General features: G+C 45.7%; 16 protein-coding genes. 6 read left to right on the top strand and 10 right to left on the bottom strand.

Going from position 1 to position 24,032, the window contains the following annotated elements; translation table 11 throughout:
- Window positions 1-55: 55 nt before the first annotated feature.
- Window positions 56-676 (top strand): flavodoxin family protein, encoded by a 621-nt coding sequence (locus T496_RS0103645; protein ID WP_027449544.1) that lies wholly within the window; start codon window positions 56-58, stop codon window positions 674-676.
- 30 nt (window positions 677-706) lie between these two features.
- The gene (locus T496_RS0103650; protein ID WP_027449545.1) at window positions 707-1,744 is read left to right on the top strand and encodes an L-rhamnose/proton symporter RhaT; all 1,038 of its coding nucleotides are present in this window, start codon (window positions 707-709) and stop codon (window positions 1,742-1,744) included.
- Between the two features lie 634 nt (window positions 1,745-2,378).
- Here the strand turns inward: T496_RS0103650 and rhaD are convergent.
- A complete protein-coding gene (gene rhaD, locus T496_RS0103655; protein WP_027449546.1) occupies window positions 2,379-3,188 on the bottom strand; it encodes a rhamnulose-1-phosphate aldolase in 810 nt (269 codons plus the stop codon).
- Between the two features lie 170 nt (window positions 3,189-3,358).
- Here rhaD and T496_RS0103660 point away from each other — a divergent pair, with 170 nt between their 5' ends.
- The 3 genes from T496_RS0103660 to recA all read left to right on the top strand — a co-directional run bounded on the left by T496_RS0103660 (window position 3,359) and on the right by recA (window position 6,386).
- Complete coding sequence (locus T496_RS0103660) at window positions 3,359-3,943, top strand: DUF6621 family protein (RefSeq protein WP_027449547.1); 585 nt, start codon at window positions 3,359-3,361, stop codon at window positions 3,941-3,943.
- A 31-nt stretch (window positions 3,944-3,974) separates the two neighbouring features.
- The gene (locus T496_RS0103665) at window positions 3,975-5,213 is read left to right on the top strand and encodes a saccharopine dehydrogenase family protein (RefSeq protein WP_027449548.1); all 1,239 of its coding nucleotides are present in this window, start codon (window positions 3,975-3,977) and stop codon (window positions 5,211-5,213) included.
- Between the two features lie 141 nt (window positions 5,214-5,354).
- Window positions 5,355-6,386 (top strand): recombinase RecA, encoded by a 1,032-nt coding sequence (recA, locus tag T496_RS0103670; RefSeq protein ID WP_027449549.1) that lies wholly within the window; start codon window positions 5,355-5,357, stop codon window positions 6,384-6,386.
- 82 nt (window positions 6,387-6,468) lie between these two features.
- Here recA and T496_RS0103675 read toward each other — a convergent pair whose 3' ends face one another.
- Entirely contained in the window at window positions 6,469-7,797 is a 1,329-nt protein-coding gene (locus T496_RS0103675) for a hypothetical protein (RefSeq protein WP_027449550.1), read from the bottom strand.
- Between the two features lie 170 nt (window positions 7,798-7,967).
- Here T496_RS0103675 and dnaK point away from each other — a divergent pair, with 170 nt between their 5' ends.
- On the top strand, window positions 7,968-9,866 hold the full coding sequence (dnaK, locus tag T496_RS0103680) for a molecular chaperone DnaK (protein WP_027449551.1): 1,899 nt from the start codon (window positions 7,968-7,970) through the stop codon (window positions 9,864-9,866).
- A 245-nt stretch (window positions 9,867-10,111) separates the two neighbouring features.
- Here dnaK and T496_RS15210 read toward each other — a convergent pair whose 3' ends face one another.
- The 8 genes from T496_RS15210 to T496_RS0103720 all read right to left on the bottom strand — a co-directional run bounded on the left by T496_RS15210 (window position 10,112) and on the right by T496_RS0103720 (window position 23,844).
- Window positions 10,112-10,507: a Fic family protein gene (locus T496_RS15210; RefSeq protein WP_155808630.1), complete on the bottom strand. Its 396-nt coding sequence runs from the start codon at window positions 10,505-10,507 to the stop codon at window positions 10,112-10,114.
- An 82-nt stretch (window positions 10,508-10,589) separates the two neighbouring features.
- A complete protein-coding gene (locus T496_RS0103690; RefSeq protein WP_027449552.1) occupies window positions 10,590-11,000 on the bottom strand; it encodes a (deoxy)nucleoside triphosphate pyrophosphohydrolase in 411 nt (136 codons plus the stop codon).
- A 14-nt stretch (window positions 11,001-11,014) separates the two neighbouring features.
- Complete coding sequence (locus T496_RS0103695; RefSeq protein ID WP_197018921.1) at window positions 11,015-11,566, bottom strand: M48 family metallopeptidase; 552 nt, start codon at window positions 11,564-11,566, stop codon at window positions 11,015-11,017.
- 22 nt (window positions 11,567-11,588) lie between these two features.
- Entirely contained in the window at window positions 11,589-14,369 is a 2,781-nt protein-coding gene (locus T496_RS0103700; protein ID WP_027449554.1) for a DUF3427 domain-containing protein, read from the bottom strand.
- A gap of 5 nt (window positions 14,370-14,374) precedes the next feature.
- The gene (locus tag T496_RS13385) at window positions 14,375-19,111 is read right to left on the bottom strand and encodes a RecQ family ATP-dependent DNA helicase (protein WP_044110559.1); all 4,737 of its coding nucleotides are present in this window, start codon (window positions 19,109-19,111) and stop codon (window positions 14,375-14,377) included.
- A gap of 293 nt (window positions 19,112-19,404) precedes the next feature.
- The gene (gene gltS / locus T496_RS0103710) at window positions 19,405-20,673 is read right to left on the bottom strand and encodes a sodium/glutamate symporter (protein ID WP_197018922.1); all 1,269 of its coding nucleotides are present in this window, start codon (window positions 20,671-20,673) and stop codon (window positions 19,405-19,407) included.
- 19 nt (window positions 20,674-20,692) lie between these two features.
- The gene (locus tag T496_RS0103715; RefSeq protein ID WP_155808632.1) at window positions 20,693-22,282 is read right to left on the bottom strand and encodes a TonB-dependent receptor; all 1,590 of its coding nucleotides are present in this window, start codon (window positions 22,280-22,282) and stop codon (window positions 20,693-20,695) included.
- A gap of 254 nt (window positions 22,283-22,536) precedes the next feature.
- Complete coding sequence (locus T496_RS0103720; protein WP_081778342.1) at window positions 22,537-23,844, bottom strand: NCS2 family permease; 1,308 nt, start codon at window positions 23,842-23,844, stop codon at window positions 22,537-22,539.
- Window positions 23,845-24,032: the final 188 nt, after the last annotated feature.

Consider the following 24,032-nt stretch of genomic DNA (forward strand, 5'->3'; position numbering starts at 1 on the left):
CAGAAATATTAGCTAAATTTGCATCCTGTAATCAAGATAAAAAAACAACCCAAACATGAAGGTACTATTGATAAACGGAAGCCCAAGGGAAAACGGAAACACCTTTACGGCACTGAGCGAGGTGGCCAAGACGCTGAACGAAGAAGGCGTCGAGACGAAGATCATCTCTATCGGCAAGAAGGCCGTTCAAGGATGTATTGCCTGTGGCATGTGTGGCAGAAACAACAATCGCTGCACCTTCCACGACGACCTTTACTACGAAGTGATGCGTGCCATCAAGGACGGCATCGACGGATTGGTGGTGGGCTCGCCAGTGTACTACGGAGGGCCTAACGGTTCGCTCTGCGCCCTACTCGACCGCGTGTTCTACTCGCTGGGCAAAGACCTGCAGTTTAAGCCGGCAGCCAGCGTGGTGGTGTGTCGCAGAGGTGGTGCTTCGGCTGCTTTCGACCGGCTGAACAAGTACTTCAGCATACTGAACATGCCTATCGTGAGCTCGCAATACTGGAACATGGTTTACGGACAGACACCGGGACAGGCAGCACAAGACGAGGAGGGCATGCAGACCATGCGCACACTGGGACGGAACATGGCCTGGATGATCAAGAAGCTGAACACCAGCGAGGACGGACATCCGGAACTGGAACCACAGATGAGAACAAACTTCATTAGATAATCATCAATTATTCAACTAATTAACTAAAACATGGAAATTATTATCGGACTATTAATCATTGCGATTGGCGCCTTCTGCCAGTCGAGTTGCTACGTGCCTATCAACAAGATCAAAGACTGGTCGTGGGAGTCGTACTGGATCATCCAGGGCGTCTTTGCATGGCTGGTGTTGCCATTCCTGGGTGCCCTGCTGGCCGTGCCCACCGGAGAGTCGCTCTTCGGACTGTTTGCATCGGCACCGAGCTCGAGCTTCTGGATGACCATTCTCTTTGGTGTGTTGTGGGGCGTTGGTGGACTGACCTTCGGCCTGTCCATGCGCTACCTGGGCGTGGCACTGGGACAGAGCATCGCGCTGGGAACATGTGCTGGCTTGGGCACTATCATGGGGCCGGTGCTGCTGAACATCTTCTTCCCTGAACTGAACGCACTGAAGTCGCTGACGTTTGCAGTGCTGCTGGGTGTCATCGTGACGCTGGTTGGCATAGCCATCATCGGTGTGGCTGGTTCGATGAAGTCGGCCATGCTGACTGAAGAAGAGAAGAAAAAGGCTGTCAAAGACTTCAACTTCCCCAAGGGTCTGGCCATTGCCCTGCTGGCGGGCTTTATGAGTGGCTGCTTCAACGTGGGTCTGGAGTTTGGTAAGGACATCAACTTTGGCGAACTGACCAACCCGATGTTCCGCACTCTGCCTGCCACCTTCCTGGTGACGCTGGGCGGATTCGTCACAAACGCTATCTACTGCTTCTACCAGAACCAGAAGAACAAGACCTGGGGCGACTACAAGAAAGGCAACGTGTGGAGCAACAACCTGCTGTTCTGTCTGCTGGCCGGCGCACTGTGGTACTCGCAGTTCTTCGGACTGTCGCTGGGACGCTCTTTCTTCGAGGCTGGCGGCACCATGGACGTGCTCTCTTTCTGCATCCTGATGGCGCTCAACGTGGTATTCTCTAACGTGTGGGGCATCATTCTGAAAGAGTGGAAGGGCTGTTCTAAGAAAACCATCGCCGTGCTGCTTTGCGGCATCGTGATACTAGTATTCTCTTGTTTCCTGCCACAGCTGATTGGCTAGTATAAACGGCTATAAAAAACGAAAGTGCCACTTTCGCCTCGTAAGAGCACCGCTTTAACGAGACAAAAGTGGCACTTTTGCTGTGCAATACTGCCACTTTTGCATCCGATCTAGAGTCTAGAAGCGTCAATTCCAGACTCTAGACGCCACCCATCTAGACTTTAGAAACGCTTCGTCTAGACTCTAGCGCCATCCATTCTAGAGTCTAGACGAAACCGTATATCGCAACTATGAGGATGCGAAAGGCTGGCGATTAGGGAGAAAAAGAGGAAATATAAGGCTCGAAAAGGGGGCATACTAATTCCAGAGCATTCCCTTCTTGATATAACAAAAACCATAGAAAACCCCTTTCTGAGACAGAAGCCTCTTTCGAGTCTTTAACGTTGTTGGTGAAAGACTTGCTCGTGAACAAGTTCACGGCCCGTCTTCCACCAACAGCGTTACCCCATTCTGGGGCTGACTGTCTCAAAAAGGAAAAACCGAAAAAAAAGGCCCTCAGGCCCCCATTCAAAAAAAATAGACCCCAGCGCTTCACAGCGACGGGGCCTTCTTAGTTTCACTAAATAGTAAGTAATAATGATTATATATATGCTGTCAGTAGTTTTGTTTTTTCTTATTCGTTTTTCCTTATATCTTAACGCGGCAAATTGAATGCACGTGTCATTTCCTTCATCTGCTCATCACTCATACCTTCTGGAGTGAAGCCCATGGCCTTGGCATCGATATAGATCTTGGCACTCTTAGAGAGCACGTCAATCTGATCGAAGGCGTCCATGACGTCTGTTCCCTTGGCAAACACACCATGCTTCTCCCACATCACTACATCATAGTCTTCCAACTCCTTCAGTGTGGCCTCGGCCAACTCGTTAGAACCGGGCAGAGTGTAAGGAACGATGCCTAATCCCAGTGGGCAGAACGCCTTTGTCTCGGGGATCATAGACCAAAGAATCTTGGTCAGCACATCTTTCCCCAGGAACTCTGGATTGTGGCTCATGGCCACCAGTTCGATAGGATGTGTATGCACAGTGGCTTTATAGCCAGAGTTTGTCTCAATCTGTCGAGCATGTACAATCAGATGACTGGGCAGCTCGCTGGTAGGCATCACTGGATTGTCGGCGATAATCACGTATGAAGCGCAATCGTCCAAGATGCGGATCACGGAACCATTGTCCATAGGCCAACGGGCCAAATCACGCATGCGCTTGCCAGTGCCTTTGCAGTAGAAGTAGCATCCTTTCAAAGCCGGAAGCGTGATACCGATCTGCTTGACCTCGCTAATGGCTGGCAACTGACGAATCTCGTCGTCAACATATTCTGTTACGTTCACGGTGATGTTTCCACCATTACGCTCTGCCCATCCATTTTGCCACAGGTAGCCTGCGACTTCGGCAATCTTTTCTATCTCTGCACTCAGAGCTTTTCTCCCGTCTAAGATACTCTTCATTTGTTTTGTGATTTATTTTTGGTGCAAATTTACACTTATTTTTTGAAATACCAACAATATTATTTGATTTTTTTACCTAAATATTTGATTTTACCCTTGATTTATATCAATTATATAAAAAAAAGACATTTGTTTTGCTCTACTCTTAAAAAATTTGTAACTTTGCACCTATGAACGAAAAGAACTTTTCTGAGAACGTAATCATCGTAGATGCCGACTTCGTGGACAAAGTGGCTTTCGACCTGATAGTCAATTTTGAGCGCATGATTGGACGACGTATTCCACAGGCAGACATGCCACGATGGACGGAATGTATAGCCCTGGACGGCGGGCTGCGCGAAGGCGAGAACGAGGTGCAGGTGGTGCTGATTCACGAGCCCGAGGCGAAAGGTATGAGCAACTTTGTGCCGGGCGACTTCGAGCAGCTGAACGGCCAGGCCTTCAAAAGCCACCTGGGAGAGTTTGTCTTTTCGGCTATCACCATAGAAGAGCTCACCAACAAAGAGCAACTCTTTGCTGACACGATCCAGCTGTTTGCCAACCAGAAGGAGGTGAAACGACTGATGATCATTCCGGGTGATAATATATATAATAAGGTGCGCGAAACGGCCAAGAAAATTGACGACGACAAGCGCACCACGGTGTTCTCGATGCAGCCGATGGCTGGTGGCAACTTCCGCCAGGAGATACTGGGCTACTCGCTGATGGCCGCGATGGGAATAAGGGGCGACGAGATTAAGCCCGACAATCAATAACAACAGAAGAAAACAAAAAAAACATATCAAGATGAGTAGAGTTTTAATGATTGGCGCCGGTGGCGTCGCAACAGTGGCAGCATTCAAGATTGCACAGAATGCTGACGTATTCACAGAGTTCATGATTGCCAGCCGCCGCAAGGCTAAGTGCGACAAGATCGTTGAAGACATCCACAAGGCTGGCTACAAGTTGGACATCAAGACCGCTCAGGTGGATGCTGACGACGTAGAGCAGTTGAAGGCGCTTTTCAACGACTTCAAGCCCGAACTCGTGATCAACCTAGCCCTACCCTATCAGGACCTGACAATCATGGATGCCTGTCTGGCATGTGGTTGCAACTATCTGGACACGGCCAACTATGAGCCTAAGGACGAGGCACACTTCGAGTACTCTTGGCAGTGGGCCTATCGCGACCGCTTCGAGAAGGCTGGACTGACAGCCATCCTCGGTTGTGGTTTCGACCCAGGTGTCACCTCTATCTATACGGCCTACGCTGCCAAGCATCACTTCAAGGAGATTCAGTATCTGGACATCGTTGACTGTAACGCCGGCGACCACCATAAGGCTTTCGCCACCAACTTCAACCCTGAGATCAACATCCGCGAGATCACTCAGAAGGGTCTTTACTGGGAGAATGGTCAGTGGGTAGAGACGGAGCCTCTGGAGATTCACAAAGACCTGACCTACCCCGAGATTGGTCCACGCGACAGCTACCTGCTGCACCACGAGGAGATTGAGTCGCTGGTGATCAACTACCCCACCATCAAGCGTGCTCGCTTCTGGATGACCTTTGGCCAGCAGTATCTGAAGCACCTGGAGGTGATTCAGAATATTGGCATGAGCCGCATCGACGAAGTGGAATACGAAGCTCCTCTGGCCGACGGCACAGGCACGGCCAAGGTGAAGATTGTGCCTCTGCAGTTCTTGAAGGCTGTACTGCCCAACCCACAGGACCTGGGCGAGAACTATGAAGGTCAGACTTCAATAGGTTGTCGCATTCGCGGTATTGGCAACGACGGCAAGGAGCACACCTACTATGTATATAACAACTGCTCGCACCGCGCTGCCTACGAAGAGACGGGCATGCAGGGCGTCAGCTACACCACGGGTGTACCTGCCATGATCGGTGCCATGATGTTCTGCAAGGGGCTGTGGAACAAGCCCGGCGTTCACAACGTAGAGGAGTTTGACCCAGATCCATTCATGGAGCAGCTCAACAAGCAGGGTCTGCCTTGGCACGAGATTCACGACGGCGACCTGGAGCTTTAAACCTCTCCCAACCTCCCCCAAGGGGAGGAGGGCCTACGGATAGATCATAAAAAAAATAGTAATAACCAATAGAAAGCTTGGCAAATCCCCCTGAAACCGCCAGGCACTCCCCTCCTTGGGAGGGGTCGGGGGAGGTTCTAAATGGCTAAAAAAGAATTAGACGCAGAAATGCTGAACACCCAGCAGGATAAGCTGAAGGCCCTGCAGGCCGCCATGTCGAAGATTGAAAAGGACTTTGGCAAAGGCTCTATCATGCGCATGGGTGAAGAAAAGATAGATAATGTAGAGGTGATTCCCACCGGTTCGATCGGACTGAACGCTGCACTGGGCGTAGGAGGATATCCTAAAGGACGTATCATTGAGATCTACGGTCCGGAATCTTCTGGTAAGACGACACTGGCCATCCATGCCATTGCCGAAGCTCAGAAAGCTGGTGGCATCGCTGCCTTTATCGATGCTGAGCATGCCTTCGATCGTTTCTACGCTCAGAAGCTGGGTGTGGACATTGACAACCTGTATATCTCGCAGCCCGACAATGGTGAGCAGGCACTTGAGATTGCCGATCAGCTGATTCGTTCGTCGGCTATCGACATCATCGTCATCGACTCTGTGGCTGCCTTGACACCTAAGAAGGAGATTGAGGGCGACATGGGCGACTCGGCCGTAGGTCTGCACGCTCGACTGATGAGCCAGGCTCTGCGCAAGGTGACCTCTACCATCGCTAAGACCAACACCACCTGTATCTTTATCAACCAGTTGCGCGAGAAGATTGGTGTGATGTTTGGCAACCCTGAGACCACGACTGGTGGTAACGCCCTGAAGTTCTACGCATCGGTACGTCTGGACATCCGCAAGGTGACAGGCATCAAGGATGGCGATCAGGTCATCGGTAATCAGGTGCGCGTGAAGGTGGTGAAGAACAAGGTGGCTCCCCCATTCCGCAAGGCTGAGTTCGAGATTACCTTCGGCGAGGGCATCTCTAAGATTGGCGAGATTGTGGACCTGGGCGTTGACTACGGAATCATCAAGAAGAGCGGTTCGTGGTTCAGCTATGAAGACTCTAAGTTGGCACAGGGTCGCGACGCTACCAAGCAGTTGCTGAAAGACAACCCTGAGTTGTGCGACGAGCTGGAAGCCAAGATTATGGAGGCTATCAAAGACCAGAACAACTAGTCGAGAGCATTCATCAATAGACAATAAAAAACAGATGGCAAAACGATTTGCCATCTGTTTTTTATGCCGAATACGGAAATGATCACTTAACGACGCGAAGCACGGTCTTGGTGGCTGAATCGAAGAACACCTCGCTACGTGACTGACTTGCGGTAGAATTATACGTATAGGTGAAGACACCATTTTTATCAGTACCCTTCACATCGGGCTCGCCTAAAGCCAGCTTAACTTCTTGCTCCGTGAAGCCCTTACGCACGATGCCCTTCTGGATGTCCATATAGTTCTTTTTGCGAATGCCAGGATACTTTGACGGATCACCTTCGGCAAAGAGATTCGAATAGACATCTTCGCGGGGAGCATCCATATCTTCATCCCATGTGACGTTGTTTTCACTATCCATAGTCACCAACTTATAGTATTTACTGCCAGAGCCGGTGCCAGTCAGTGTCAATCTGACATACTTTGAGTTTGGCATCTTCTGAACATCCGTAATGGTGAATACAGAGAGACGAGCCATCCTGACACGCAGTTTGTGGCTGTCTGTCATATCTGTACGCTGAAGCGTATAGACGACCTTACCACGATATTCGCCATACTCCTTGTCGTCTGCCATATTGTCGTTTACGAGTTCGAAACTGCCCTTGAACGTATGGGGAATCTCCTGAATAGCTGTGAACTCATCATCGCGCATACCGCTATTGATACGACTGATGGCTACGTTCTGAAAGAATTCTCTGCCACGTCTATCTGCCACAATAATCTTGACCGGATAGCTGCGACTTCCCACGCCAATAGCCTTTACCGTCACCTCAGTACCAACGGGCACGTCTGTAACTGCCTCTACGTCATTGCCTTCTAACTCTGAATCTACGTAATAGGTATTAGCCTTCGTGCGGAATTTCTTGTCCTTGAAGAGCTCAATGGCTTTATCTACATCGCCTAAATAGGCCAAGGTGGGCACACCCTGTCGGCTATAGCAGTAGTCGTCGAACGAATAGGAAGGTATCTCATAGTAATATACCTTTCCGTCATCTTCACACAAGAAATTGATATGCTCATGAAGACCACTGAGCTTATCATGGCCTTTGTAAACCATGATTTTATGTTTCAGCAAGTTACTGCTCACCATATTACCTGTCAGCGAGTCGGTGAAGGTCTTGATAATTAGATCCTTCTTCTCAGGAACCACCATGAAGCGCATACCTTCCTGCCAACTGCACAGATCACTGAAGACGAAGTTACGACTAATGATATCTAGTTTCTCAGCCTCGTCCTCATCTTCACTAAGGGCTTCCATCTGTTGATTTGTCGTCTTATTGGTGCCCTTGGTCTTTACGATGTACTTATTTTGTGCTGCGACATTGAGCCCCAAAAAGGCTGTCATCAGCACTAGAAAGAATGATTTCTTCATTGTTTCTTACTTTATTGTTACGCATGCAAAATTAAACAAAACTTTTCATACTTATGCCAAAATGGCGCAATAATTATAGCTTTCTTGATAAAATTTATGTTTTTGGCATAACCTTTGCTAAATCCTTAGTGACATTTCATCGAATAATAATAAATAAAAAAGAATATATTATGGGAAAGATTATTGGAATTGACTTAGGTACAACAAACTCTTGTGTATCTGTATTCGAAGGCAACGAGCCCGTTGTTATCGCAAATAGCGAGGGCAAGCGCACAACGCCTTCTGTAGTAGGTTTCGTTGAGGGTGGCGAGCGTAAGATTGGCGACCCCGCCAAGCGTCAGGCTATCACCAACCCCAAGAACACCGTTTATTCTATCAAGCGTTTCATGGGTGAGACATGGCAGCAGACCGAGAAGGAGATTTCTCGCGTACCATTTAACGTTGTTAACGAGGGTGGCTATCCACGTGTTGACATCGATGGTCGTAAGTACACTCCACAGGAAATCTCTGCTATGGTACTTCAGAAGATGAAGAAGACGGCCGAGGACTATCTGGGTCAGGAGGTGACTGAAGCCGTGATCACCGTGCCCGCATACTTCTCTGACTCTCAGCGTCAGGCCACCAAGGAGGCTGGTCAGATTGCAGGTCTCAACGTACGTCGTATCGTCAACGAGCCTACAGCTGCTGCTCTGGCTTACGGTATCGACAAGACCAACAAGGATATGAAGATTGCTGTATTCGACCTCGGTGGCGGTACATTCGATATCTCTATCCTCGACTTCGGTGGCGGTGTGTTCGAGGTTCTTTCTACCAATGGTGACACACACCTGGGTGGTGACGACTTCGACCAGGTTATCATCGACTGGCTCGTTCAGGAGTTCAAGAACGATGAGGGTGCCGACCTGAAGAGCGATCCTATGGCTATGCAGCGCCTGAAGGAGGCTGCTGAGAAGGCAAAGATCGAGCTGTCAAGCACCACATCAACAGAGATTAACCTCCCCTACATCATGCCTGTTGGTGGAGTTCCCAAGCACTTGGTAAAGACTCTTACTCGTGCTAAGTTCGAACAGCTGGCCCACAACCTGATTCAGGCTTGCTTGGTACCTTGCCAGAATGCCGTTCGCGACGCAGGTATCTCTACCTCAGATATCGACGAGGTAATCCTCGTAGGTGGTTCAAGCCGTATTCCTGCTGTGCAGACCCTCGTAAAGAACTACTTTGGCAAGGAGCCTTCAAAGGGTGTTAACCCCGATGAGGTTGTTGCCGTAGGTGCTGCTATCCAGGGTGCTATCCTCAACCAGGAGACTGGTCAGGATATCGTACTGCTCGACGTTACACCTCTGACACTGGGTATCGAGACACTCGGTGGCGTAATGACAAAGCTGATTGAGGCCAACACCACTATTCCTTGCAAGCAGAGCCAGGTATTCTCTACCGCTGCCGACAACCAGACAGAGGTAACCATCCACGTACTGCAGGGTGAGCGTCCTATGGCTGCTCAGAACAAGAGCCTAGGCCAGTTCAACCTCACCGGTATCGCTCCCGCCCGTCGCGGTGTTCCTCAGATTGAGGTTACATTCGATATCGACGCCAACGGTATCGTGAAGGTTTCTGCCAAAGATAAGGCCACAGGCAAGGAGCAGGCCATCCGCATCGAGGCTTCATCTGGTCTGTCACAGGACGAGATCAATCGTATGAAGGCTGAGGCTGAGGCTAACGCAGAAAACGATAAGAAGGAGCGTGAGCGCATCGACAAGATGAACCAGGCTGACTCTATGATTTTCCAGACTGAGACCTTCCTCAACGAGAATGGCGACAAGCTGGGTGCCGACAAAGCCAACGTAGAAGCTGCCGTTAATCAGCTGAAGGATGCTCACAAGGCTGGCGACATCGCAGCCATCGACGCTGCCATGAACAACCTGAATCAGGTAATGAACGCCGCCTCACAGAAGATGTATCAGCAGGCAGGCGCAGGTCAGCCCGGTGCCGACGCTGGTCAGCAGCAACAGCAGCAGACCAACAACACTCAGGACGACATCCAGGATGCCGACTTTGAGGAGGTTAAGTAAAGTGCAAGCCAAGAGCAATGCCATGCTTGCATGAGCATAGCCGAGGCGCAGCCTTTATTCGACGAAGTCAAGTAAGTTTGATAAGCAAATAACAAGCAATTATAGAAATCCCGTATAACTCAAGTGGTTATACGGGATTTTACTTTATATATTCCTTTAACGTTTTAACCCATTTTTATATTTCGTGAGTCCGTAAAACCGTAACACTTTCAGCCTTCAGACCTTAGCCATCAGCCTTCTATATATCAACTGTCCCCATGGCATATGCTATTGTAAAGAGCCAGTCCTTTTACCGTCAGCAGGTATTTCTGGCGAGGGTGACGGGGCGAATCAGGAAATAGCATACGGATATAGCCCTCGTTCATAGAAGGATTAAGAGAGTAGTCAAGGAAGTTTTCTCTATCTTTCAAGCCAATCCTTTCCATCATCACTTTGACGGAGAGTTGCTCTTCCCCCAAAGCCTTCACTAATCTAATAATACTTTTATTATTGGTGTGAATAAAACTTGTCGGGGTACTTGTCGGGGTACTTGTCGGTTGTTTTGAAGGAACAGCAAGGTTTGGCTGTTCTTTCCATTCTGCAGGCGGGTTAATATGCAGCTTCACGCTGCGACGGCTCTCCCTGACGAATATACTCGTCAAAGTTTAAGTATAGCTCCTTATCGTTCTTTTCGCTCATATGTCGTCTTACTTTATTTCAATATTGTTTTCGATTTCTGTTCTATTATTCAATTCCGCATATTTTATCTTCCTTCAGACATCTTATTTCTTCTATCACCTCCAAGTCTGCAGGCAGCCACTTGACGCTATCCAACTCGTCTTTCGACAACCACTTTGCTGCCTCATGCTCATTCAGGTGCAGCGCCTCTGTCACTAGCGAACAAAGATAACAATGCATGGAGAGATGAAACTGCGGATAGTCATACTCTACAGTACAAAGGAACTCATCCACGCTAATCTCCGCAGATAGTTCCTCGCGTATCTCCCTCACGAGCGCTTCTTCTGGTGTCTCTCCTAGTTCAATCTTCCCGCCAGGGAACTCCCACCAGTCCTTCCATTCGCCATATCCACGCTGAGTGGCAAATATCTTATCTCCTTTGCGAATAATCGCTGCTACGACTTCTATCTGTTTCATATTTCTCTACAAGATTATTTACAGACATATTCACCTTTCACTATCCTGCGAGTTTCCTTTCGTGCGTCCCTCCACTTTGGATAGTATTTGTCCATCAACGCATGGAAACGGACATTATGGCTAGGTTCTAACAAGTGACATAGTTCGTGAACCACGACATGCTCGACACACCTATTTGGAAGCAACAGCAGATATGTAGAAAAGCAAATGCTACGTTCTTTCACGTTGCACACACCCCAACGAGATATCATCGGCTTATAACGGATAGAGGACGGTATGACACCAATAACTTCCGAATAATGTTTCATCAGAGGCTCAATCAACGCTCTTACTTTTTCCGTTGCCTCTACCTTTTGAGGTTTCGTGGTCAACGGTAGTTGATTGAAGAAGTCTATTCGTTGTTTCTGCAGCTCAGCTGTCTTCTTTCTTGCCTCCACAATCCATTCCTGATGCTGGCTGACAAACGCTTCTATTTCTTCTTTTGACATACCGATAGGAGCAGACACGTGCACATCGCCATTCTTAACGATGCGCATTGACAACCTGCCAGCCCGTCTGTATTTCAATTGTATATTCATAGTCTTTTTCTTAATTTGTCAAACCAAAATCGTATTGTAGATAGTCTGGTAACTCTTCTTCCATGTGGATATCGAAGATAAAAGTACGTTTACGTTCTTCATTCTGAGATTGCCTTGGATTATCCAAATGGCCAATACCAACGTATGTAAATGGTAGAGTGATGCCGTTTTCACTTTCCATCTTTCGGATAAATAGATAAGCACATTTACTTGTGTTCAGCAAATTCAAATCCCTGTCGCTTATGCTTGCCTTACACTCCCATTGGAACAGATTTGACTCAAGAAATTTATCCTTGTAGTTAAGGTGCTCCAATCCTTCCGCCAAATCCTTTTTGATTGAAGCGAAGATATAAACATCTCCCTCTGTTCCATAAAATGTGCCTGGATTAATATCACCAGGATTTACACATCTTTTTAGTTGAACCTGACTCTTTGTGTAGTCGTTCCAAAGAAGAAACATTCCAGTATTATTAGCATAGTCAGCTTTATATTGGGTTAAGCCATATTCGAGAAGATCTACCAGATAATTATTAAACTCATTGTTTAGTTCACATCCCAAGCTGAGCGTATCGCCATCAGCAATAACTATATGGCTCTTTGCCAAATATTTCAATGCGTGGAAAAATTCTACCTCATTATAATTCTGGACTTCATACTTGACCTTTTCTTCTATCAAACTAATACTGCTATCGCCTTCAAGCAGGAATTTGCAAATCAAATAGTCATGGGGACGTACTAGTTGCAACAACCCTGACAAATAGTTGATGACATTTTCTTGCTCAGCGTTGAACTCCACCAAATTCTCTTCCTCAATGCCTTTCAAAAAACCATAGTAGGAGTTCGTTTTCTTCTTGCCTATCTTAATCTGCATGAACTTTAGCAGGTCTGGAGCGCTGTCACTGTTCAGATAGTCCATGTGTTTGGGATATGTGGGAGAATTGATGTACTTTTTGAAGTTGTTGTAGTCTTGCTTCATGTATTTGAGACTATAGAAATTCTCGTTCTCTACATAGTTCAAAATTTCTTCCTTCGATAGACTGTCAATATTGATTTCCACACCATATTGCTCTAATCCTAAAGGTTTGAAATCATCCCTTACCAATGCCACCAGCAGTCGTTTTTCCATGACAAACTTTTGAGCCAAGCCACCCAAAGCCAGTGCTATCTGCGCGCTGCGTTTATAGTTGTTACCAATAAAGTCCACAACTGGGATATAGTCCTTGTTGTCATACTTTCGCAATCCACGACCCAACTGCTGAATAAAGATGGTTGAAGACTCTGTGGGGCGCAAGAACAATACCATATTCACACCTGGAATATCAACACCCTCATTAAGAATATCAACAGCACAAAGCACCTCCAAAGTGCCTTCTCTGTCACTCTGTAAATCTTCGTAAGCTCTTACGCGTTCTCCTGTATCATTCTTGCCCGTCAGATATGCAGTTTTATAAAATGGTTCTAGGGCCTCGGCCATCATCTTTGCATGTGATACCGTCTTACAGAAAGCCAGTGCCTTAAGTTTTTGGTTGGGTACACGATGCTTCTCGATATGCTCCACAACAAACTCACAATGGTCCTCAGTTACAAACTGTGAAATCATCCTACGCTCGTTTTCTTTGGAGAAGTCCACTCGGTCGTCACGTATACCATAATATTTAAATGGAACAATCAGCTCATTAACCAAAGCATCACGCAATCTCAGTTCATACGGCACATTATTTCCAAATAATTCATAGACATCCTGATTGTCCATACGTTCAGGCGTAGCCGTCAAGCCTAGCAAAAACTCTGGTTCAAAGTAGTCAATGATTTTCTTGTAGGAATCAGCAGCGGCATGATGACATTCGTCAATGATGATATAGTCAAACTGTTTCTTGTCAAACAATTCCAATGACCTACACATCGAAACGTTCGTTGAGAATAGGAACGATGCGTCCAAATCCTTATGCTCGCCAGTGTATTCGCCCATGAAAACATCTCCACCGAATACAGTTTGGAATGTAGAGAGAGAACGTTTAAGTATTGAACCTTCATGGACAATATACAAAAGATGCTCTGGTGAGAAATTCAACGCATCAAAGGCTGCCAGATATGTTTTACCACTACCCGTAGCTGCAACAACGAGTGCTTTGTCTTGTCCCATCGCTCTATAACGATTCAGTTCACGCAGGGCCTTTCTTTGCATAAAGTTGGGCTTAATCTCGTGTGAAGCTAAGTCATAATCCATATCCCAACGTTCAATAGCGAAATTCAGTCGTTGGGCATATTTGTTAATCAAAGCAATATCCAACGGCAGGGTTTTCTCCCACAGAATATCAAATTCCTCTTTGGCTTTCAGAAGAGTTTCATCGTCATTGGAGACTCTAAGCATCATATCCCACTCTATATTCTTCAGCAGTGCAAACCTCGTGATGTTTGAAGAACCAATAATCAACTCCGATTCTACACCATAATCAAATAAATACCCTTTTGAATGGAAGCCATACTTTTCGTAGTTTTTTTCATCGTAGAAACAATCATAATCCAGATGACACTCAAAGTTAGGATGATTAGCCAAACCCAAAAAGAATTTCAAAGACTCAACATCCGTAAAGTTTTGATAGATTGTCGTTATCAGCTTTCCTTTCACACCGCGTTCAATGGCTGCCTTAATATCTTGCGATAATAAAACGAGACCTGCTCTTTTTATGAAACTAACTGAAAAGCAAAATGACTGACACGTTCTCAGACTATTTTTAATTTTGTCCAAAAATGTTTGCTCTGAATAGTTTGTTAAGAACAGCGATTCCATATCTTTTACAAATATTTATTATCCGAATTGAAGGTGTTATTGTTTCTCCTATCTTCTGTTATTTTAGACAAGACTACATTTGCCAAACAAACTGCATATTCTGTTTCTGAGTCTTGAGGTTTCCATGCCAAAGTATAGCTCACTTTTGCACTCGTAACTTCATAGCCCTTATCAGTCCACGCCTTTAGTTTGTCTTTTCCAGACGCAGATAGCGCAATGATGTTGATACTTTGCTCATTCAGCAAATATCCGTCTTTGTATTGCAGGTTATCACCACTTCTTAAACGAAGCACAATGTCCTTTCTTCCCTTGAAGAAATTAAGGATAACATCATGCATGTTTAATGCAATTGATATAGAAGAATACTCAGTGGGAGGATTGGTTACCAGATACAGGTTCCGTTTTGCACGAGTGAGACCTACATAATAGGATCGCATATCATCAACATTTCTTCCATTCGGAATAGCAGACATGAGGTAGACATTATCGAATTCTCGACCTTTGGCCTTGTGAATAGTGCTCACGAACACAGACTTATCATCATTTGCAATGAAATCCTCAATATTCGACTCGAAGATGTATTCAAGTAAATCACTACGATAATAGTAATGATGAGTTATCTCAAAGTCAGAAAAGAAATGCTGCATAATACTGAGACATGTGCTTGACGCATAGGTTTCCAGTGTGCGCTGTTTAGCCTCATTCCACATTTCCTTCGAGATGGTTACTTCGTTTTTTCCACCAAGTTGTTTGAGGAAGTAGCGAATTTCCGCAAGATTCCCAAAACGGAATCCTCCCATTGATTGCGCAATTGTGGCATGTAAACCTCGCTGCTCCAACTCGTAAGCCACTTGCATTGTTTCTTCATTGGTTCGAGTCAAAATAGCTGTATTTCCTTCTACTTTTATTTCTGCGTTCAAAAGCGATTTCAAGGTCATCACCTTGCCATCTTCACCTGTTGCAGACATGATGGAAGTCCGCTTCAGACGACCGGGAATCCGCTGTACAAAGCGGTTGGCGCAATCAACTACAGCTTTCGCAGACCTATAGTTATCTGTCATCTCGTACAACTTTGCACCTTCTTGCTCTACTAGCGATTGCATATATCGTGAGTCAGAACCACGGAAACCATAGATGTTTTGGTCATCATCACCCACTGCAATGACGCGCATTTCTTCATTCTGCCGCATCAGAGCCTGAACTAGTCGGAAGTCATCTTCGCCCATATCTTGAGCCTCGTCAATGACTAGAACGCTCTTGGCTATCTTAGATGCTTCCACCTCTCCATTTTCAATCATCTCTGAAGCAATACGTACCACATCCTTAGCCTCATCCAGACTTCCTTGTTTACCAACAAGGTCAAAACTATACGAGTGAAATGTCTTGATGTCAACATAATGGGCTGCATTGCCCACCAAATCTATGAGTCGTTTCTTGAACTCTGTTGCCGCAGCTCTTGAGAATGTAAGCATCAGTAGTTGCTCGTGTTTTACATCTTCCAGCAACAACAATGAAGCCAGTTTATGCACTAACACGCGCGTCTTACCGCTTCCGGGTCCAGCTGCCACCACAATATATTTCGACTCTTTGTCATCGATAATCTCACATTGGCGATTCGAGAGTTCACCAAAGAGTTTGTTGTATTTGGCTGGAGTGATATTTTGATCTATCTGTGCACGCCGCTCTTCCTTGAAATACTGATTGATGAACTTGCGGAAGTCCATTGTGAAGTAGTCGTTCACAAATCGAAGTGCAGCATTGTAGTCACGAACCATCAAGTTGGCATACTCACCTACGATATGGATCTGGCGTATACGTTGTTTGTAGAATTCATCCAATAAGCGATACTGCTCCTTACCATATCTTGTACGACGGTCGGCGATTCGACCTATCTGCATGGTGTTATAAATTACGATGAACCCACCTTCAATCTTCATCAGTTCCGTCTTGGTAAGATAAAGCAGCGCTTCCTCAATATCAGCAATTACAGGTTTCTCTTGGTCAGCAAACATTGATTCCTGACGACTGGAAATAAATTGTTGAAGCAACTCTACAATAGAGAAGTTCACAAGCGTCATTTCTTTATTGGGGTCTCGACTGACATTGAGCGTATCCAAAATAAAGTGGCATATATCCATACGTCGTTCAAATCGGGCCTTCGTAACTTCTAGCGAAGCTTGCAGACGTATACTCACACTATCGCTGAAACTATGTTCCTGTTTGTGGATATAACCCTTCAATGACAGGAAATGAAGCAACATCCTCAAGCGCTTGACATTTGAATATGTAAGACCAGCCTTTTGAGCTTCCTCATTCAGTTCTTTATAATTTATTCTTTGTGTTTCTCCACCAAATCGTTGAAGAAGGAATTGCTCTAACTTTAAGATGATGTCAAGATTGCGTTGAGAAGTACTCTTGGATATCCATGCTTGCATGTCGCGACTGTCAGCCAACAAGCCATCCTGCCGCATCAGGTTAATATTCCTAATAACGGTTGCCTTGCTCATTCCAAGGATATCTGCCAAATAGTCAACACGACTCTCAGCTTCTGCCCCTCGACCTTCAGCTGTTGCACGTGCACTGATAAGTGATTTGATAATACGGGCAGCTTCTTCACGTGATTGCTCATCAAATAGTGGAGAGATAGTCAACTTTCGACGTGCCTCATCCATATTCTTCACAGCAATACCTGTTGCAAATACGTGAGGCGAGTTACTGCCTCGTTGAATGTACCCTGCATCCTCAAGTGCTGCTGTTGCGGCCTTAACACGAGTCTCAATGTCGTCTATTTCATCTCCCCATCCAGCCTGACGTGCTATATCTAATGGCGAACAGCTTACCTTATCTCGTTTAGCCGTAAGATCCTTGATAGCTTTCCATACTTGCTGAATCTCACTAATGCTGAGTTTCGTCTGATTGAGAAGCATAAAGTGCTTATCAAGGTCACTGTCAGCATACAGTACAAAGCATTCTGCCTGCATTTGTGGATCACGTCCTGCACGGCCAGCCTCTTGCACATAGTTCTCCAGCGAGTCGCTAATATTATAGTGTACTACAAATCCCACATCTTTCTTGTCAACGCCCATACCGAATGCAGAAGTGGCAACAATCACCTGTGCTTCACCACTCATAAAAGCATTCTGGTTCTTCACCTTCTCGGCAGCCTCCATTTTTCCATTGAATGGCAAAGCTCGAATGCCATCGTTGACCAAGTGCTGTGCCAACTCGCGAGTTCTTCGGGTTCGTGATACATATACTATTGAAGGGCAATTGTGCCCAAGAATCAATGAGCGAAGTAGGTTATATTTCTCATCAGCAGTATCGGCATGAAGCACAGAATAACGCAAGTTCTTACGCTCTGCATTGGCAGCAAACACTTTCAGTTCCAAGCCCAACTTTGCTCTGAAGTAATCGCAAATATCGCTAATTACTTTTTGTTTGGCTGTCGCTGTGAAACATGAAACAGCAATGGGCTGTTCCAATTGTTTCTTCTCCTGCAACTGACGAATAAAATCGCCAATATACAGATAATCTACACGAAAGTCATGGCCCCAAGCAGAGAAGCAGTGTGCCTCATCTATCACAAAACGAACAACATGGCGTCCCATCAACAATCGCTCTATAGTTTTACTACGCAGCATTTCTGGAGCGATGTATAGCAAATTGGCAGTTCCATCAGCCACCTGTTCTATAGCTGTAGCACGTTCGATAGGATCTAACAGTCCATTGATGGTCACAGCGTCACTAATACCACGAGCAGCAAGATTATCCACCTGGTCCTTCATCAACGACTGCAAAGGCGAAATGACCACAGTTAGCCCATGCGTATTCCGTCCAGCCATCAAAGCTGGCAGTTGGAATGTGAGACTCTTACCACCACCCGTAGGAAATATCGTTAGCAAAGACTCACCTCGAATAGCAGATTCCACAGCCTGCTGTTGCATAGGAACACCATCGAAGATACGGAACTCATCATAGCCAAAGAACTCTTTTAGCCCGTAATGAGCATCTAAACGCTGATGACAATACTCACAATCACCACAAGATGTGTTGCACAGCATGTTCATCACATTCACCACCTGAGGATAGTTCCGTATCACCCAGGCAGGAGTGATAGAAAAGATATCGTCAGCACCGATTACTGCCAAGCAATACGCCAACTCAATAGGGTACTGTTTGACCAAAGTCTTAAAGTCAGCATGACTGCACACCTTCCCTTCATACTCCTTTAAAATCAATTGCTTCCAATCAGGTTGGGATGAAAAAAATGATGATATCCAACTGACATTTGGCGAATATCCAATATACTTGAAGAACCCTCCGAACTCCTGTGTTTCATTCAATAGATAATAGTAGATTTCTTTTCTGTTATCCGTCAACTGATTCCAAGCCGCCATCTCGTCATTCAGTAAATCGCGAGCCTTCATCGAATCATTCACAGGATTATTCAGTTCATCCACCTGTAACTTATCATCTTTTACCAGATGATGATACGGTCGTTTAGGGAAAAGAAGAGGCGATAGAAACAGCGTATCAACAATAGTCGGGTTACCCCTCAATGAAGTATATTTCAAGTCGAAGTTGATAATATTATGTCCACACAACGTATCGCATTTTGACACAAAGGCATCGAAGTCTGCCTTGGAATGAGAGTGCAACACGGCACCATCCTCCCTAACTGATCCGTAATCCGCCACCTTCTTCGTCTGCGGATTCACCTCCGTATCAATAAATGCAATCATATTTTCATTTTTGTTTTTATTCTTTTGTTTACTTCTTACTGTCTTCTTACAATCTATTTATCAACTAGGGACAAACTGGGGGCAAGACTTGCAACATATCTTGTCGCAATTCGTTTGTGATGATATTTTCGTATGAACCTTCTTGTAGTTTCATTGTACACTATTATAATAATACGTGCACAAAACTAACTATTTTTCCACGAAATAAAGAATAGAAATCCAATTTTCTAAATAAAACTACCCACTTTATTCCTTTTTATTCTCTGCAACGTGCATAATGCCATCTCTCTTTGTTACAAGATGTTCAGGAAGAGGGTGATTATACCGGTGTTGATTAAGTCGGCGAACATAGCACCAATGATTGGTACAATGAGGAAGGGTTTGACTGTGTAACGGTATTTATAACATACCGCGCTCATGTTTGCCATAGCATTGGGAGTAGCACCAAGACCAAAACCACACATGCCGGCACAAAGTACGGCAGCATCATAATCGTGACCTAATATGGGGAATGCCACAAAGTATGCAAACAGTATCATCAACAGTACTTGACATACCAAGATAATGATTAAAGGAAGGGCTAAGCTTTGAAGTTCCCACAACTTGAGGGATATCATAGCCATACCTAAGAACAAAGACAGACAGATGTTGCCTACACTGATGATTCGCTCCATATCCAGTAGCTTTTCAGCCTTTTCCCATTTACCATCTTCCTTATAACTAATAAGCCCTATGGTGTTGCGGACGATGGCTGCTAATATCAAAGCGCCAAAATAAGTTGGGAACGTAATGCCCGTCTTGGCAAGCAACCAACTCAACAAGGTTCCCCCACCCATAACCAGTATTATAAAGTACGAGGCCTTGGCATACTGTTGAAACTCCAGCTCATTCGTGCTGACACGCTTTGTACGTCCTGTTGGCGAAGCCTCATCGCTCTCAATACCAGCCATAGCAGGGTCAATATCTTCATTTTGTTGCTGCATCTGTTCGTCAGTCAGTTTCTTACGGACAATCCGATTGGCCAAGGGGCCTCCAACCATAGAACCAGCAATCAGGCCAAAAGTGGCAGCAGCCATACCTATTGTGCCTGCACCGTGCAGTCCCATACATTCAAGAACATTTGCAAATCCACCAGCCGTACCATGTCCGCCAGTCATGGAAATGCTGCCAGAAGCCATGCCAATCAAAGGATCAACCCCCATAAGCCGGGTTATGCCCATAGGCACTAAGTTCTGCAAAACGATCATAACAACCAATAGAGAGAGCATGATTACCAAGAGCCTACCACCCTGCTTTAATACTTTCAGATCACTTTGAAAGCCAACGCTGGTAAAGAATGCCAGCATAAAGACATTCTCCAGCGTCTCGTCGAACGTCACCTCTACATCGAAACAACAATATAGCAACAGGGTAATCAGAGAAAAGATGATACCACCACTTACAGGCGACGGCACACAGAACCTCTGCAGAAAGCCTACCCTACGTGTTAAGACCATACCGACAAGGAGAGCCAAAGCTCCAATGCCAGCAGTTTGTATCATATCCAGCTCAATACTTATCATACGCTCTTTCTTTTTATCGTTAGAATCTATACTGCAACTTGATATTGGCGGCATGTCTGTTTACCTTCACATCACTACAAACGGCATCAAACATATCATGCCAATCTACGCCCAAGTACCATTTGGAGCCAATTTGCTTGTTGACAGAGACACATCCATACACAGGTTCGCCAGTAACCCTGCGTATAGGCGATTGTTTGGTATAGAACACCGCCTGCAGCCCTATCTGCCACATATGAGGAAGATAAGCCTTCGGTGAGAATCGAGCAGAAGCATAGGATCCGCTCTTTGCCATATATAGATTTGAGCCTCCTGTCAGGGTCAACCAATTCAGTTTCCAGTAAGCCGATGCCCCAAGTTCCGTGAAATTCTCTCCGTCATCCACTGTGATATAACTTGCCTCGCCCTGCACCGTCAACTTCTGCCTGCTGTAGGCATAAGTCATTTTCATCTGATTAATGGTCCGCTCCGCCAGTTGCCCTTTTGTCACAGCCCACTCCTCGTCAGACAAAGTATTATCGCCCACAAAGAGCGCAGCAACAGAAGGATTTATATACTTGCGATAATAGCCACACAATATCTGATGCCGACTATTGGGCACATAAATGGCGCAAAGATAAGAATTATCACGGGTATCTGTATTCTTCCGACTCTCATGTCCATCCTTTAACCTATAATCATAGACCGACACGCGACTTCCCATCGAGAGTTTCCACTTAGGCAACCCGTAGGTTAGCTGCAAATAGAAATCATGGTTAAAGACATCCCAGCTTCTGTTCGTCTGCATCTGTTTCGTCATCAGGAAATCGCTTTCGACGCCCAACATCAGATGCAATTGTTCCGTCAGCAGAGGCGTGTTCAACTCGATGTTAACCAAAGGCAGTGTATTAGATGTCGTTGCATCACTTGCATACTGACAGCCCCCTACCAACAACAGTTCCGTGCCCAGTTCATTGAATGTATGAAAGAATCTTGCCCTACCCATCACCTTACGCGATACGTCTGCAGGCAGTTCAATATATTGCTGTGTGAAGTAGGTCAGCAACCTGTTCCTTCTGTCAAAGCGGTTTGTCATATGCAGTGTCAGAAACTCTTTGTGTCTGTCCTGATAGCGATAGGAAGCATTGGCATAGATGTCCGTCTGCCCATTGCCATACAACACATTGGCATTGCCTATACCTTCTGGATTTCGTCCCATGTCAGCTTGTCCTTCCAAACTTCCTTTCATGGTATCTTTCACCGCCATGTTGATGTCTAGCACCCGTCCCATACCAGAGCTACCTTTAGCGACACCCGTGTTATCGCAAACCTGTATACAAGCAACATCCTTAGCCTTCATACTGCTCAATATCAATCTTGGGTCGCCATTCATCGCACCGTTATCTATACGCAGGTTATAATTAGACACGATATCCTCATATCCCTCAATCATCAGGTCAGGCACCATTTGCAGCACATCCAATAGAGTCTCCTCGCCCACCAGTTCCATTCGCTGTGTGTAGATTACCGTTCTGTCTGGTTTCCTCTCAACGACAGCCAAATTACCCTCAGCCCATGATGTACCACACACGAGCCAACAGAATATCAGTAACTGGCAAAGTCTATTCATATTTATTAGGTTAGTCAACAATACTTATTTTGCAAAGATATAAAATAATAAACAATTATTCCAAATCTTTAGTACGTTTTTTGTGCAAAGCACCACTTTAACATGCCTAAAGTGCCACTATTCCGTAACTAAAGTGCCACTATTCCGTAACTAAAGTGCCACTATTCCGTAAGAAAAAGAACCCCGAAAGCCTTTGTACGACTTTCGGGGTTCGAGTCAATATATATGTTGTCTTTGAACTTATTCTCTGCAGATTACAGGAATGCGTAACGACATACAAAGAGGATGGCCATCAGGATAGTGGCCCAGTTGATGTTGTTACGTTCGTCCTTATCCTTGATAGTACCCGACAGCAGATGGATAAGCACATAAGAGATGACGCCCATCAAGATACCGTCAGAGATACTGTATGTCAGAGGCATCAGGACAATACATACGAAACAGGGAATGCCAGTTACATAGTCGGAGAAGTCAACCTTACGCACATCGTGCATCATCATGACACCCACCAATACCAAGGCTGCTGCCGTGGCCTGACCAGGAATAGCCAAGAAAAGTGGTGCAAAGAGCAGGGCGATAGCGAAACACAGAGCTGTAGTGAAACTTGTCAGACCACTACGACCACCGACATTGACGCCCGATGCACTTTCTACATAAGTAGTCACAGTAGAACTACCAAGCATAGCACCTACCGTAGTACCGATAGCATCGGCCATGAAGGCCTGATTAAGATTTTTCACATTGCCATCGTCGTCCACCATGCCGGCACGGTTAGATACACCAATCAGGGTACCAATGGTATCGAACATATCGATGAACAGGAATGTCAGCACCACAACAACCATATCAACCGAGAGGATGTTGTGCCACTCAAACTGCCAGAAGATGGGCTCGATAGAGGGAGGAGCAGAGAGGATACCACCATAATTGGTGATGCCCAAAGGAATGCCTACGGCAGTTGTAACAAGAATACCTATGAGCAGCGAGCCTGTGATGCCCTTGACAAGCAGAGAGGCTGTTAGCACAATGCCGAAGATACCCAGCAAGACTGCGGGATCGTGCAAATTTCCCAAGGTGATAAAAGTTGCTTCCGACGAGGTTACGATACCAGCACTTTTTAGACCCACAAAGGCAATAAACAATCCGATACCAGGACTAATAGCACGACGCAAAACCAACGGAATGGCATTGACAATGTACTGTCGCAAACCAGTAATGGTGAGTAGAATAAAGATAATACCCTCGATGAGTACAGCTGTAAGTGCGAACTGCCAACTATAACCCATAGTAAGCACTACGGTGTAGGCAAAAAAGGCATTAAGGCCCATGCCTGGTGCCAAGGCGAAAGGCAACTTAGCGTAGAGCGCCATGACCAGTGTGGCTACAACTGCCGAGATACAAGTGGTGGTAAACACAGCACCAGCATCCATGCCAGTGGCAGATAGAATACTAGGATTGACAGCCAGTATATAGGCCATCGTGAGGAATGTGGTAATGCCACCAATTACCTCTTTGCGAAATGTCATTGTGGCGGGATTAAACCCAAAAAGTTTTTGTATCATAATATTTATTTAAATGGTTGCAAGGTTGAGCATTTTCTTACCATAGTGAAAGATTTTGCAAAATTAACACCTTTAGCTGACATTTCCAAATAATCAATATTTTTTTATATTTTATTATTTTACAGCACACCGTCAACAGAGACGAGCCATGACAAAGGAAGGGCCCAAGAAAAAAGAAAAGCAGCCGT

This window comes from Xylanibacter brevis P6B11 (assembly GCF_000621825.1).
GTDB lineage: Bacteria > Bacteroidota > Bacteroidia > Bacteroidales > Bacteroidaceae > Prevotella > Prevotella brevis.